Annotated in this window: 13 protein-coding genes; 8 read left to right on the plus strand and 5 right to left on the minus strand. The window is 44.7% G+C overall.

Translation table 11 applies throughout. From position 1 onward, the window contains the following. Positions 1-19: 19 nt before the first annotated feature. Genes JC606_RS07745 through JC606_RS07755 form a run of 3 tightly spaced genes read left to right on the plus strand, consistent with a single transcriptional unit; the run spans position 20 to position 2,549 of the window. A complete protein-coding gene (locus JC606_RS07745) occupies positions 20-589 on the plus strand; it encodes a YajG family lipoprotein (RefSeq protein WP_004737614.1) in 570 nt (189 codons plus the stop codon). Next, entirely contained in the window at positions 589-1,137 is a 549-nt protein-coding gene (locus JC606_RS07750) for a peptidylprolyl isomerase (protein WP_198778358.1), read from the plus strand. The genes JC606_RS07745 and JC606_RS07750 overlap by 1 nt, the downstream gene beginning before the upstream one ends. Before the next feature lie 53 nt (positions 1,138-1,190). Then, positions 1,191-2,549 (plus strand): AmpG family muropeptide MFS transporter, encoded by a 1,359-nt coding sequence (locus tag JC606_RS07755; protein WP_198778359.1) that lies wholly within the window; start codon positions 1,191-1,193, stop codon positions 2,547-2,549. Between the two features lie 77 nt (positions 2,550-2,626). Here JC606_RS07755 and JC606_RS07760 read toward each other — a convergent pair whose 3' ends face one another. Next, on the minus strand, positions 2,627-3,973 hold the full coding sequence (locus tag JC606_RS07760; protein ID WP_198778360.1) for a DUF4397 domain-containing protein: 1,347 nt from the start codon (positions 3,971-3,973) through the stop codon (positions 2,627-2,629). A 587-nt stretch (positions 3,974-4,560) separates the two neighbouring features. On the opposite strand from JC606_RS07760, the gene JC606_RS07765 reads away from it, so the two are divergent. The 3 genes from JC606_RS07765 to csdA all read left to right on the plus strand — a co-directional run bounded on the left by JC606_RS07765 (position 4,561) and on the right by csdA (position 7,663). Further along, entirely contained in the window at positions 4,561-5,361 is an 801-nt protein-coding gene (locus tag JC606_RS07765) for a nucleoside-specific channel-forming Tsx family protein (protein WP_004737610.1), read from the plus strand. Positions 5,362-5,471: 110 nt separating this feature from the next. Further along, entirely contained in the window at positions 5,472-6,365 is an 894-nt protein-coding gene (gene panE / locus JC606_RS07770; RefSeq protein WP_198778361.1) for a 2-dehydropantoate 2-reductase, read from the plus strand. An 86-nt stretch (positions 6,366-6,451) separates the two neighbouring features. Then, positions 6,452-7,663 carry a cysteine desulfurase CsdA gene (csdA, locus tag JC606_RS07775; protein ID WP_198778362.1) on the plus strand — a complete coding sequence of 404 codons (1,212 nt, stop codon included), beginning with the start codon at positions 6,452-6,454 and terminating at the stop codon, positions 7,661-7,663. Between the two features lie 138 nt (positions 7,664-7,801). Here csdA and csdE read toward each other — a convergent pair whose 3' ends face one another. The 4 genes from csdE to JC606_RS07795 all read right to left on the minus strand — a co-directional run bounded on the left by csdE (position 7,802) and on the right by JC606_RS07795 (position 10,865). Next, a complete protein-coding gene (csdE, locus tag JC606_RS07780) occupies positions 7,802-8,233 on the minus strand; it encodes a cysteine desulfurase sulfur acceptor subunit CsdE (RefSeq protein ID WP_198778363.1) in 432 nt (143 codons plus the stop codon). A gap of 41 nt (positions 8,234-8,274) precedes the next feature. Continuing rightward, complete coding sequence (gene tcdA, locus JC606_RS07785) at positions 8,275-9,084, minus strand: tRNA cyclic N6-threonylcarbamoyladenosine(37) synthase TcdA (protein ID WP_198778364.1); 810 nt, start codon at positions 9,082-9,084, stop codon at positions 8,275-8,277. A gap of 113 nt (positions 9,085-9,197) precedes the next feature. Beyond that, positions 9,198-10,310, minus strand: coding sequence for a murein transglycosylase A (gene mltA, locus JC606_RS07790; protein WP_061033239.1), 1,113 nt, complete (start codon positions 10,308-10,310; stop codon positions 9,198-9,200). 81 nt (positions 10,311-10,391) lie between these two features. After that, positions 10,392-10,865, minus strand: a complete 474-nt coding sequence (locus tag JC606_RS07795) for a DUF2850 domain-containing protein (RefSeq protein ID WP_198778374.1) — start codon at positions 10,863-10,865, stop codon at positions 10,392-10,394. Between the two features lie 161 nt (positions 10,866-11,026). On the opposite strand from JC606_RS07795, the gene argA reads away from it, so the two are divergent. Together argA and JC606_RS07805 are read left to right on the plus strand one after the other, a co-directional pair. After that, positions 11,027-12,364, plus strand: a complete 1,338-nt coding sequence (argA, locus tag JC606_RS07800) for an amino-acid N-acetyltransferase (RefSeq protein ID WP_198778365.1) — start codon at positions 11,027-11,029, stop codon at positions 12,362-12,364. Between the two features lie 294 nt (positions 12,365-12,658). Beyond that, positions 12,659-12,850 (plus strand): hypothetical protein, encoded by a 192-nt coding sequence (locus tag JC606_RS07805; protein ID WP_008223046.1) that lies wholly within the window; start codon positions 12,659-12,661, stop codon positions 12,848-12,850. Positions 12,851-12,901: the final 51 nt, after the last annotated feature.

The following is a 12,901-nucleotide window of genomic DNA, read 5'->3' on the forward strand; positions in this document are numbered from 1 at the left end:
ATTTAGAAAGGATAAAGGAATGAAAAAACTGATTTTGGCTGCTTCTATCATGGCTTTGACAGCATGTTCAGCCCCTCAGCAAGAACAGATCAATGTAATGCCAGAAGCTTCACTAAGCTCAAGCAACCTAGTACAAGGCAAAACCTACACACTAACCAGTAAAGATGTTCGCGCTGCTCAGTATGTTGCACTTGTTGATAGCGGCCGCGCTAACATTCAGCCAATTCACGCTAAACAAAATATGCGCATTTCTCTAGAAAACGCTATCGCACAACAATTTGAGTCTCAAGGCTTTCGTGCCAGCGTAAACAGCGAAAACTCTGTTGTTTTAGAAATTCAAGAAGCTTTAGTTACCGTAGAACACACCATTATGGAAAACCAAATGGACGGTAAAGTAACACTTGAAGTTACGGCTGAAACACCAGAAGGCAAACTGGTCAAGACATTCAATGGTACGGCAACTCGCACTGGTGCATTAAGCGCATCAAACGACGATATCGCAATGGTACTTAACGACGTTATCGACTTAGTGCTGAAAGAGATCGCCAATGACCAAGAACTGCAAACTTACATGAAGGAACGTTTCTAATGGGTCGTATTCTATCTTCTATCGCACTCATGTTAGTGAGCGTGAGCGTGTGGGCTGGCCCTAAAGTGAATGTGGAAACTACGCTAGGTAACTTCACAATCGAGCTAAACCAAGAGCAAGCACCAATTAGTTCTGAGAACTTTCTTAAATACGTAGCAGACGGTAGTTACGAAGGCACTATCTTCCACCGTGTTATTCCTGGTTTTATGGCGCAAGGTGGCGGCTTCAATAAAGACATGCAGCAACAAGCAACGTATGCTCCGATCAAAAATGAAGGTAGCAATGGTCTGAAAAATGACACAGCGACCATCGCAATGGCTCGTACTAACGCACCAAACTCTGCGACTCGTCAGTTCTACATTAACTATGCAGACAACGATTTCCTAAACGCGAAAGGCGGCAACCCAGGTTACGCTGTGTTTGGTAAAGTAACCGAAGGCTTTGACGTAATTCAAAAGATGGCGACCATTCCAACTAAGCGAATGGGTCGTATGGCAGATATCCCTGTTGATCCAATTGTCATCACGAAAGTAACCCTTCTTAAGTAATCTAAAGCAACGCCCTTATTTCTTAAGGGCGTTTTTCTATACAAGGACGACTTATGTCATCAGGCACACCCTCTCTTTCTTGGATGCAAACTTTCCGAAGCTATCTCGATAAGCGCTTACTGTGGGTGTTCATGCTCGGCTGCTCAAGCGGTTTCCCATGGGTTCTTATTGGATCCAACATGTCTGGCTGGCTTAAAGACGCAGGTTTAACCCGTGCAGCTATTGGCTACTTTGGTAGTGTATTTGCCGTATACGCCATTAACTTTTTGTGGGCACCTCTGGTAGACCGAGTCAAATTACCGGTGCTACACGCGATTTTAGGGCAACGACGTAGCTGGATATTTTTCTGCCAATCTATTGTCTTAGTTAGCACCTTATTCATTGCTGGCGTCAATCCTGCTGAGAATTTGGCGTTTACCTCAATGTTAGCGCTCACTATTGCCATTGCCTCAGCCACTCAAGACATCGCGATTGATGCATTTCGTATCGATACCTTCCCAAAATCAGAAGCTTCAAAACTACCACAAGCCTCTGCAATGGCTGTCGTTGGTTGGTGGACTGGCTACTCTCTACCTGGTTACCTTGCCTTTATTAATGCAGATTCAATCGGTTGGAATGGTGTTTACTACGGCATGGCTGGGATCGTAGTCGTTCTCATGATGTTCACATTATTAGTCGGGGAGCCTAAGACCAAACGTAGTAACCTACAAGCAGAAGCGGAGATCCGTCACAACCGACTTTTAGGAAATCCCATTTTGGCCTGGCTAACGGTTACGACCGTAGAACCTTTCTTGGATTTCTTTAAACGTAATGGAGTGAGAGTCGCTCTCACTTTAATACTCTTTGTTTTTCTCTTTAAAATAGGTGAAGCTTTCTTAGGGAGAATGTCGATTACGTTTTACAAAGAGGTGGGCTTTTCCAATGAACAGATTGGCTACTACTCAAAGTTAGTGGGTTGGGGACTGACCATGTTGTTTACGCTAATTGGCAGTATGGTCAATGTTAGGTTTGGTATTGTTCGTGGGCTGATGATTGGCGGAGTCGCGATGGCATCAAGTAATATAATGTTTGCTTGGATCGCTCATGTGGGACCGAATGAACAGTTATTTGTTGCCACTCTTATGGTTGACAACTTTACAGCTGCTTTTTCAACCGTAGCCTTCGTTTCTTTTTTGACTGCAGTAACTGGACAGGCGTTTTCAGCGACTCAATATGCTCTACTTGCCTCTTTAGGGAATTTAGGCCGCACCACTTTAGCTTCCTTCAGTGGTGAGCTGGTTGATTACCTCAATGATTGGCCAACCTTCTTTATATTGACTGCACTCATGGTGATTCCAAGTTTGATCATGCTCTATTCGCTGCGCCACTTTTTCGCAGATTTATTAGAAAAAGCAAAAAACAACCACGAATAACAGAAAAAGAAAACAGCGTAAAAAGAGGGTAGCATCACGCTACCCTCTTTTACTTTGTTACTTTGGTTTCGTAAGCGCTAGTCTGTTGTGTCACTCACGATAAGGTTGAAGCCAGTACCGGCTGAATCATCTATCGCCACAACTTGATAAACTACACCATCAGCCAAGGTTGCTGGAGCAGAGTCAATTGCCACAACCGACGGTTGGCCCGCGACAGTAATGGTCACAAAGTAAGACCCTGCTGCAACATAGATGCCATTCGCATAATCTTTAAACTTCACATCACTCAGCGCTGGTGTACTTCCAACAATGCCTACATTTTCTGTTAAGTAGATATCTACAGACGCCGCAATTGAATTAGCCGCAGCATGCGTAATGTTGAGCACCGCGCTGGTTGCCACCGGACGACGGTTTTCGGGAACGACTAAAGGCTCCAAGTTTAGCGGACTCACTGTCCCCACTGCATAAATGCTGTAATCCATCCCCGCGAATACAGCTAACCCATCAACATCGATAAATGTTGGAGAGGTTGTTCCCGTTTCGTAAATATCAATGTCATAACTGTCAGCTGCTAAGTCTAAGAAGCCACGAATTTCTTTAAACATTAAGCCATCAAGAGGTGCAAACTTAGCCGCGTTTACGTACACATCTACATTCGGTGCTCCATCCACTAAATGCCCTACTCTTACTTCCGCCGTCTCTGCCATGTCGTAGATTAACGAGGAGCCACTACCGTCCATAACTATTAACTTCACAGGTGAGGCGCTATTAGAATCAGCTCTCGGCACAGCGGCAATCGTTAATTCGCTACCAGCGGGTAGAGTGATCTCCCCTGAATCGAATGCGATAGCATTGCCGCTGACCGTTTCCAGTCTCACTCGATATTGCCCTGCGGGGATATTAAGAACATCGGTAAAGTCTTTATAACCTAAGGTGCCGAGTGGAGCACCCAATGGATCGCTTGGCCCTGTCACATACAGGTTTACATCGCCAACACCCGTGGCAGCGTGAACGACTTGTACATCTAACGTTGAGCTCGTTGCTGTGCCCTCAGCTGGTCGAGTCACAACTAAGGCCTCGACAGGATTGTTGGAACCATCTGCATCCCCTACTACCATAACGGTGTAGTCTAGCTCCCCACTCAAATCGAATTGGCTTTGCGGGATAACAGTTGCTACTGCGTCTCCAGGAAGTTGAACATCGACTTGCACAGATGTCTGGCCTTGGTTGACCGCCGAGTAACCAGAGGCCTGCGCGTAGTCTACGCTACTCCAGAGTGGTTGATTGTCTATTAGTACGTTAGCCAACGGGGCATCGGGAGATGCATGAACGGCTTGAAGCTGCGTTGTAGGCTCATCGTCATCATCACACCCAACAATAAACAGAGCTGACACAGCGACAGCTAATAATGGTGAATATTTCATCGGTCTTCTCTCCAAAAAGTTAGACCGGTTCGTCACACAAAAGATACGCTCAGTAAAAATCTTAAAACACACTCTCTCTGTGTTTCGTGTAGGGAACCGTCTTAAAATTCTCGGTGATCGAAACAAGTCACAAAAGCTCGAAGGTTATCGCTCGTCACACCGGTTGCTCATCAATTGATTCCACCACCATTACGAAGTTGATTAAAAATAGATCAGGAAGTGGGTTTACATGAGGAGATATTTATCCGCTTTTAGGGAGAGAATCACATAGAAAGGAATACTGTTGATTTTGATATGCATATCACTCAATTTAGTATAATCGTTTGCTTAGAGCATCAATTCACCAACTAATACAAAAAATAATCATATTTCACAAAATCAATAGAATTAGGAGTGCATCAAGACGCACAACAACCTTAAAGTTCCATCATTTAGATCATTTGTGTGATCGATCTCACCTTAATAATTGCAATTTTCACTCCGTCTCACTTTTATTTGAGAACAAAATCGCTATGATGCTCGCCATTCGGACACACAAACACGCACGGATTAGCGGGTTACTTATTTCAAACATAGAGAGTTCCATTATGCGTAAATCACTTTTAACTCTTGGCCTACTTGCAGCGACTTCTGCTCCAGTAATGGCAGCAGATTATTCTGACGGCGACATCCACAAAAACGATTACAAGTGGCTTCAATTTAACCTAATGGGTGCTTTCGATGAGCTTCCTGGCGAATCATCTCATGACTACCTAGAGATGGAATTTGGCGGTCGTTCAGGAATCTTTGATCTATACGGTTACGTTGATGTATTCAACCTAACTTCAGACAAAGGCAGCGACAAAGTTGGGGATCCTAAAATCTTCATGAAGTTTGCTCCTCGTATGTCTATTGATGGCCTAACTGGTAAAGACCTTTCTTTCGGTCCAGTACAAGAGCTATACGTTGCTACTCTTATGGAGTGGGACGGTACAGATTACAAAACTAACCCATTCTCAGTAAACAATCAGAAGATCGGTCTAGGTTCTGACGTAATGGTTCCTTGGTTTGGTAAAGTAGGCGTTAACCTTTACGGAACTTACGATGGTAACCGTAAAGATTGGAACGGCTACCAAATCTCTGCTAACTGGTTCAAGCCATTCTACTTCTTCGAGAACGGTTCATTCATCTCTTACCAAGGTTACATTGATTACCAATTCGGTATGAAAGATGAGTACGCTTCAGCTAGCAACGGCGGTGCAATGTACAACGGTATCTACTGGCACTCAGACCAATTCGCAGTTGGTTACGGTCTTAAAGGCTACAAAGACGTTTACGGTATCAAAGATAGCGATGCGCTGAAATCATCTGGTTTCGGTCACTACGTTGCAGTAACTTACAAGTTCTAATCGAACTTCTAAGAAAGTTATCTAAATGGCACCCTCGGGTGCCATTTTTTATTGCTTTCATTTAATGCCTCGCTATCCTTGCAGCACTACTTTCTTATCTCGGTATTGCTGTGAACATCACTATTGTTGGTCCCGGAGCGATTGGCGCTTTATGGGCGATAAAACTGCTTCAAGCTGGTCATAATGTGTCTTTATGGAGTCGCTCTTCTGACCCCTCTGTTGCTCTATCTCTTGACGAGCAAGCTTCGATTTCCTTCAGCAATAACGACAAAGGCAAGCTTTCAGAAAGCGATTTGGTGCTCTTCACTGTAAAAGCTTGGCAAGTCGAAGATGCTATCACACCACTGCTTCAATATATCGACTCCGATACGATCCTAATGTTCATGCACAACGGCATGGGCGCTGTCGATGCTATAACTGATCAAATAAATACTCATCCAGTTATATTAGCGACCACCACTCAAGCTGCATTCAAACCCGATCGCAATCATGTGGTTCACACAGGTTTTGGTAAAACTCAGTTAGGGGCTTTTAATCAAGCTGGGGAAAAATGCGCCTTCTTAACCGAGGTCCTTAATCACGCACTGCCTAACGTCAGCTGGAACCCAGAAATCAATACCGCTTTGTGGACCAAACTCGCGATCAATTGCGCAATCAACCCGCTAACTGGCCTTGAGCAAATCAAGAATGGAGACCTATCCAAACCACACTTTGGTAATACTCTAATCGCGATCCTTGAAGAGCTGACGCAAGTTATGCAGGCAGAGGGCATTAGTTGCTCGTTCGACGAATTAGAAACTAACGTCAACAAAGTTATTCAAGCGACGGCAAAGAATAACTCCTCTATGAAACAAGATATGTTCTATCAAAGAAAGACCGAGATAGATTTCATTACTGGCTTTCTATTGAAGACAGCACATAGGCATCAAATCGACGTTCCCGTTAACCAAACACTCTTCACACAAGTCAAAGAACAAGAAAGTAGCTGGAAAAAACAATATTAGCCTGCGCCAATCAATAAGTCGCGATAAAATAATGATAACGCTCAGCATAACGCTGGCACCAATTTCCAAGATTTAGGTAAGAATAGATGCTTGATATCAATCACATCCGAGAGCAGTTCCCTGCGCTATCACAAACCATCAATCAGCAACCACTGATTTACTTAGATAGCGCGGCAACCACACAAAAACCTCAGGTAGTTATTGATGCCATTAGCCAGTATTACTCCAAGCAGAATGCCAATGTTCATCGTGGTAGTCACAGCTTAACCGCGCACGCCACCAGCCAATTTGAAGCCGCTAGAGACAAGGTCGCTCAGTTTATTGGCGCTGCCTCATCGAAAGAGATTATCTGGACTCGCGGTGCCACCGAAGCACTCAACCTTATCGCTCAAACTTACGCTAGAAGCACCCTTCAACCAGGCGATGAAATTCTGGTGAGCGAAATGGAGCACCACGCCAACATCGTCCCTTGGCAAATCGTGGCAGAACAAACCGGTGCTGAGGTCATCAAAATCCCGATGACATCTGACTGTGAGTTTGATCTTACCACTTTTGATGCACTGTTAACGAAGCGAACCAAGATTGTTGCTCTGGCTCAGATAACCAATGTGACGGGTTCTCGCCAACCGATTGAGCAAGTGATCGAAAAAGCCCACAAGATGGATGCCATTGTTGTGGTCGATGGCGCACAAGGTATCGTTCATGAACCTGTGGATGTTGCCACTTTGGGCGCAGACTTCTACGTATTCTCAGGGCACAAACTCTATGCTCCAGCTGGGATTGGCGTACTTTACGGCAAACTTGAATTACTTGAAGCGATGCCGCCATGGCATGGCGGTGGCAAAATGGTCGAACGGGTCTCTTTTTCTGGCACCACGTTTTCTGAATTACCTGGTAAGTTCGAAGCAGGCACACCAAACGTAGCAGGTGCTATCGCTTTAAGTTCAGCAATCGAGTGGTTACATCAGTTTGAACAACAAGACGTGGAAGATCATATCCACCAGCTACAACACAAAACTTATCAAGCACTCAGTCAATTGGACGACATCCAAATACTCGGTTATAAGCCCAATTCGAGCGTTATTACTTTTGTGATGGATGGCGTTCACCATCAAGATATTGCGACGTTACTTGACCAACAAGGTATTGCCGTTCGCGCTGGTCACCACTGTGCACACCCATTAATGGATGCACTTGGAGTGAAAGGAACGGTTCGAATTTCATTTGGTATTTACAACAACATGGATGATGTTGAAAAGCTCGTAGCGGCGATAGAAAAAGCCGTTGATATGCTTTAGGGGATGGCGAGATTCCCTATTACGCTCCTTCGTCGCTTTAGGGAATGACGAAACACCGTTAGAATTCGTCATTTCAGAACTGAGGAACGAAGTATCTGGAATCTCTTTCAAGCACTACGATGAAAAGGTGTGAGACAATTACGAGCTAGCGAGGCTCTTAATTTGCTCAACAATCGCTTTAAGTCCATTTCCTCTTGAAGGGCTCAAATGCGTAATCAAGCCAATCTCTGCGAAATAACCATCGATATCAAACGCTTGAACTTGCTCTGATGTTTTACCGTCATATGCCGCCATTACTAACGCAATAAGTCCGCGTACAATACGTGCGTCTGAATCGGCACAAAAGTACCAAACACCGTCGATGTTCTGCGAAACTAACCACACTTGGCTCTCACAACCAGATACCACAACCTGCTCACTTTTCAGTTCATCAGGCATTACTGGCAGTTTCTTTCCCCATTGAATTACTTGACGGTAACGGTCTTCCCAACCGTTGAAAGCCTGCATCTTTGCGACAATATCATCACTAGTAATTTCTTTGCCAAATGGAGAGCTCGGGAATGACATCATTTTAATATCCAATAAATTCTTATTAGGCATACAGTAGCGAGTTACTCACTGTGCTTTTGAATGATCTTTTCTACAATACGCGAAACAGCAACAAAGCCAAAAGTCGCCGTTACTACAGTTGCAGCACCAAAACCGGTCGCGCAATCCATACGTTTGGGTCCTTCTGCTGTGGCTTTCGCCGCGCATACGCTACCATCCGCTTGTGGGTATTTAAGCTGCTCAGTCGAGAATACACAATCGATGCCAAACTTACGCGCAGGATTCTTAGGGAAGTTATGATGACGACGCAGCGTATCTTTCAGTTTCTTCGCTAATGGATCTTGAATCGTTTTAGTCAGATCCGCTACTTTGATTTGCGTTGGGTCGATTTGACCACCCGCGCCACCAGTGGTGATCACTTTGATTTTGTTACTGCGGCAATACGCCAATAGCGAAGCCTTAGCCTTCATACTATCGATAGCATCCAGCACAAAATCAAACTCTTTCGACAGGTATTCAGCCTGATTGTCAGGACCGATGAAATCGTCAATCAGGTTAACTTTACACTCAGGATTAATCAGCTTAACGCGCTCGGCCATCACTTCTATTTTACTCTTGCCCACCGTGCCCGACATTGCGTGAATCTGACGGTTGATGTTCGTAACACACACATCATCCATATCGATCAATGTCAGCTCACCCACGCCAGTACGCGCAAGCGCTTCAACCGCCCATGAACCAACGCCACCAATACCGATCACACACACATGTGCCGCTCTAAGTATGTCGACTTCACTATTACCATACAGGCGACGAGTGCCACCGAATCGTTGGTCATAGTTTTCTGAAGCTGGAGTGGTCAATTCACGCATTGTTGCCGCCAATTTATTTCTGAGAAAAAGAAAAGAGTGCGTTTTATACGCACTCTTGAATAAAAAGTCTAGGGGATTAGCGATTCGCTTTCAATGCCCTATTTTATTGTCGTTTACTCGACCTTTTCCGGCGGTAAAGCCCATGGTGCTTCAGTCGCACTGCCATCTAAGCCCAATTTCCACACTCGGCCAAAATGTTTGTAGTGACCCGCTTCAGTACCAGCGCGTGGCCCCATACCATGGTAAAGATCCAAATGATTTTGCTTAACCGCGCCGCCCGTATCTAAAACCAATAACAGTCTTAATTGGTGTGCTCCGCTCCAAGTACCATCGGCATTTAGCAGCGGTACTTCTGCAAGAATCGGCGTTCCCATTGGTAAGATAGAGCGATCACCTGCGACTGCAGCCATTGGTAGTAGAGGGATTCCTGCGCTGCCCATTACCGATAGGTCATCTCTTGCTTCAAAGAAAACGAAAGATGGGTTTTGTTCTAACAGCTCTTTAACGACTTCGGGGTCATTCGCCAACACCCACTCTTTGATCGCCTTCAACGACATCTTTTCACGGGGAACCAAGTCTCGCTCGATCAACACACGGCCAATGCTCACGTAAGCTTTGTTGTTTTTTCCTGCGTAAGCAAAATACTGCAAGGTATCGTCATCACCAAAATGCACGAAACCGCTGCCTTGTACTTCCATCATAAACGGGTCGATACGATTAGCAGCGTAGCCAAGCTCAAGTCCTTGACCTTCTAATGCGCCATTGTAGATCTCTTCACGGGTTGGACACTCTTTATCGCATTCAGGAAGGCCATAAACCGGGTAACGGTACTCTTCATTCGCTTCATGGCGCAGTTCCATTACTGGAGAGAAATAACCGGTGAAAAGCACATTGCCCTGCTTATCACCACCACCAAGTTGAGCTGTTTGAACACCAAAGTTTGCGAGTTCACTTGGGTCACCACTTAGCATCGCCCACTCATTAAGTTGCTTGTATAGCGGCTCGTAGATTTTCGCCATCGAAGGAGATTTAGACACCACCATTTCAGCCTGCTCAGCAAATGCGGTGTAGTCTCTTGGTTTATTGGATTCAACCTGATCGACCTTGTTTAAGGTGCGAGGAAATTCATCATCAAGATGTTGTTGAGCGAGATCGGTAGGTTGAGCACAGCCAAATAAGACAGAGGCAGCGACAAGGGGAAGCCATTTTTTAATCACAAGAGTCATCCTAAAAATTCTATGTATCGAGGATGACAAAAACGATCAGATAACACAATCTTAGTTTGTAAGAGTTTACAAGAAGATAACCTATCGGACGGAGTTATCGGTGTGGCCTTTTAAACGAAAGACGGGATTGTAATGACTCTCTGAATCCAGCGTCATTTCTGTGTTGTCAGAATTGGTCATTCGGAAGCGGTACGTCTTATCTCCCGCTTTATACTCGAAGTAGTTGCCGTCAAATTCAAAACTGGTCGCGATAATAGATCCAGCGACAGACACTCCATTGGCATTCAACACAAACTCATCCGTCGCATAATGAGCCACATCTTGCTCAATCCAAGTGCCATACAGCAAATGATTTGGCGTTGCAGCCTGCTGCAAACGAGTGATGACATCACCATAAAGCGATACGACAGCAAACGAACCGACAAGAGCTAGCACCATCAGGCAACGCTCTATGATCTTGCGCTTCAATGGAGATTGATTGCGCTGTTCAGCCTCAGTGTAGAGGCCTTTAGTAATCTCATCGATTTTATTCTTTTGTGCTGAAGCTTGCGGCATTCGGTTACTACTCATGAAGATGCTGTGCGCATTCTACACTGAGACGCTTTAGATAATGAAGCCTAGATGAGAATTGTTTGCGCTTTATTCCAAAAAGATGTTGTTTAAATTTGAATTTAAATGCTAAATTATCGAATAAATAAACAAATTGGACTTGTTCTGTGAAACTAAGAAGTACAGCGCTAGTAAAAGGCTTTAGACAATCAACCCCCTATGTTAATGCACACCGTGGCAAAACCATGGTCATAATGTTGGGAGGCGAAGCCGTTGCCGATAAGAACTTTGGTAACATAATTAGTGACATCGCTCTGCTCCATAGCCTTGGAGTAAAGATTGTTCTCGTTCACGGTGCAAGACCACAGATCAACCAGCTACTGGCGAAACAAGATTGCCACACACCCTATCATAAGAACATTAGAGTCACCGATGAATACGCTCTGGGTGTGGCTATGCAAGCTGCTGGACAGCTTCAACTTGCCATCACCGCTCGCCTTTCAATGAGCTTAAACAACACGCCAATGGCGGGCACTCAACTTAACGTGATGAGTGGCAACTTCATTACAGCCCAGCCACTGGGTGTAGATGATGGTACCGACTATTGCCATAGCGGACGTATTCGTCGAATCGATATCGAAGGGATTAATCACACACTCGACCAAGGTTCTATCGTGTTGCTTGGCCCTATTGCGAGCTCCGTTACAGGCGAAAGCTTTAACCTACTCTCTGAAGAAGTCGCAACTCAAGTAGCGATTTGTTTAAAAGCCGACAAGCTCATTGGCTTTTGCTCTGAGCAAGGGGTAACAGATCAAAACGGCAATGTGCTCGCCGAGCTCTTTCCTAAAGATGCTAAACATATTCTAGAACGCTTAACTCAATCTCAAAATCCAGCCGAAGACATGAGTACAGGAACACTGCGCTTCCTAAAAGGATCAATTTCCGCTTGTCGTGCAGGCGTACCTCGTTGCCACTTAATCAGCTACAAAGTGGATGGCGCCCTGATCCAAGAGCTGTTCTCTTTCGATGGTATTGGAACCCAAGTGGTGATGGCGAGTGCCGAGCAAGTAAGACAAGCTCAGATTGACGACATTGGCGGCATCTTTGACCTTATTCGCCCACTTGAAGAGCAAGGCATCTTAGTACGCCGCTCTAGAGAACAGCTAGAGCAAGAGATCCACCGATTTACCATTATTGAAAAAGATGGCCTGATTATCGGTTGCGCAGCCCTCTACGCATACCCGGAAGATCATATGGCGGAGATGGCTTGTGTGGCTATCCATCCTGATTATCGTGATGGCAACCGCGGGCAAATATTACTGGATTATATGCGTCATCAATCGAAGTCTCGTGATATCGACCAAATTTTCGTTTTAACCACACACAGCCTGCATTGGTTCCGTGAACAAGGGTTTTACGAGATTGGAGTTGATGAGCTACCGATGGAAAAACAGGGCCTATACAACTATCAACGTAACTCAAAAATCTTAGCGTTAAATGTGTAAATAAAGTTTTGGACTAGAATCTCACTTCAAAAGAAAAATAATTGCAAATTTAATCGTTTTCTATATGGGATTTATTAGGTATGCACTTTAAGTCACAAACAAAATTGTTTAGAATTTGGTCGCTTTAACAAAATAACAAATGTTTTTATTGGAATGACCACCTCAACCGCCCTATGACACAAATCATTTGAGCGAATCGAAGTGGTTACTGCACGGATTGCTATACCCGTTAACGATCAGCAGGCGATTGATGCTCTGGTCGTTGATATAAACAGCAAAAAGAGCAACATTGATATGAGAACCATTGTTTGTAACTCGCTGCAAAGTTTTTGGGATATGGCTGATAACCAATTCTTAGAAGGGCTAGACGTTCACTGCGTGTTCCCTGTGAGCGAAAATCTAAAAGAGTTTATTTTGAATTGCCAAGCAAAATACAAGATAAACCACATATCGTTTACTCGAGCGTTTTTAGGCACTGATTCCTAGTACGCTCAAAGTAACCAGGGATGGTTGCTTTGTACATATGCCTCAATTATC

This window comes from Vibrio sp. IB15 (assembly GCF_016406055.1).
Taxonomy (GTDB): Bacteria; Pseudomonadota; Gammaproteobacteria; order Enterobacterales; family Vibrionaceae; genus Vibrio; species Vibrio chagasii.

What these genes read in the sequence shown, in the direction of transcription:
- mltA (WP_061033239.1), bottom strand. Translation starts at nt 10,310, where the DNA reads ATGACTCTTGTGATTAAAAAATGGCTTCCCCTTGTCGCTGCCTCTGTC.
- JC606_RS07745 (WP_004737614.1), top strand. Translation starts at nt 20, where the DNA reads ATGAAAAAACTGATTTTGGCTGCTTCTATCATGGCTTTGACAGCATGT.
- tcdA (WP_198778364.1), bottom strand. Translation starts at nt 9,084, where the DNA reads ATGCGTGAATTGACCACTCCAGCTTCAGAAAACTATGACCAACGATTC.
- csdE (WP_198778363.1), bottom strand. Translation starts at nt 8,233, where the DNA reads ATGATGTCATTCCCGAGCTCTCCATTTGGCAAAGAAATTACTAGTGAT.
- JC606_RS07750 (WP_198778358.1), top strand. Translation starts at nt 589, where the DNA reads ATGGGTCGTATTCTATCTTCTATCGCACTCATGTTAGTGAGCGTGAGC.
- csdA (WP_198778362.1), top strand. Translation starts at nt 6,452, where the DNA reads ATGCTTGATATCAATCACATCCGAGAGCAGTTCCCTGCGCTATCACAA.
- JC606_RS07795 (WP_198778374.1), bottom strand. Translation starts at nt 10,865, where the DNA reads ATGCCGCAAGCTTCAGCACAAAAGAATAAAATCGATGAGATTACTAAA.
- JC606_RS07805 (WP_008223046.1), top strand. Translation starts at nt 12,659, where the DNA reads ATGAGAACCATTGTTTGTAACTCGCTGCAAAGTTTTTGGGATATGGCT.
- JC606_RS07755 (WP_198778359.1), top strand. Translation starts at nt 1,191, where the DNA reads ATGTCATCAGGCACACCCTCTCTTTCTTGGATGCAAACTTTCCGAAGC.
- JC606_RS07760 (WP_198778360.1), bottom strand. Translation starts at nt 3,973, where the DNA reads ATGAAATATTCACCATTATTAGCTGTCGCTGTGTCAGCTCTGTTTATT.
- JC606_RS07765 (WP_004737610.1), top strand. Translation starts at nt 4,561, where the DNA reads ATGCGTAAATCACTTTTAACTCTTGGCCTACTTGCAGCGACTTCTGCT.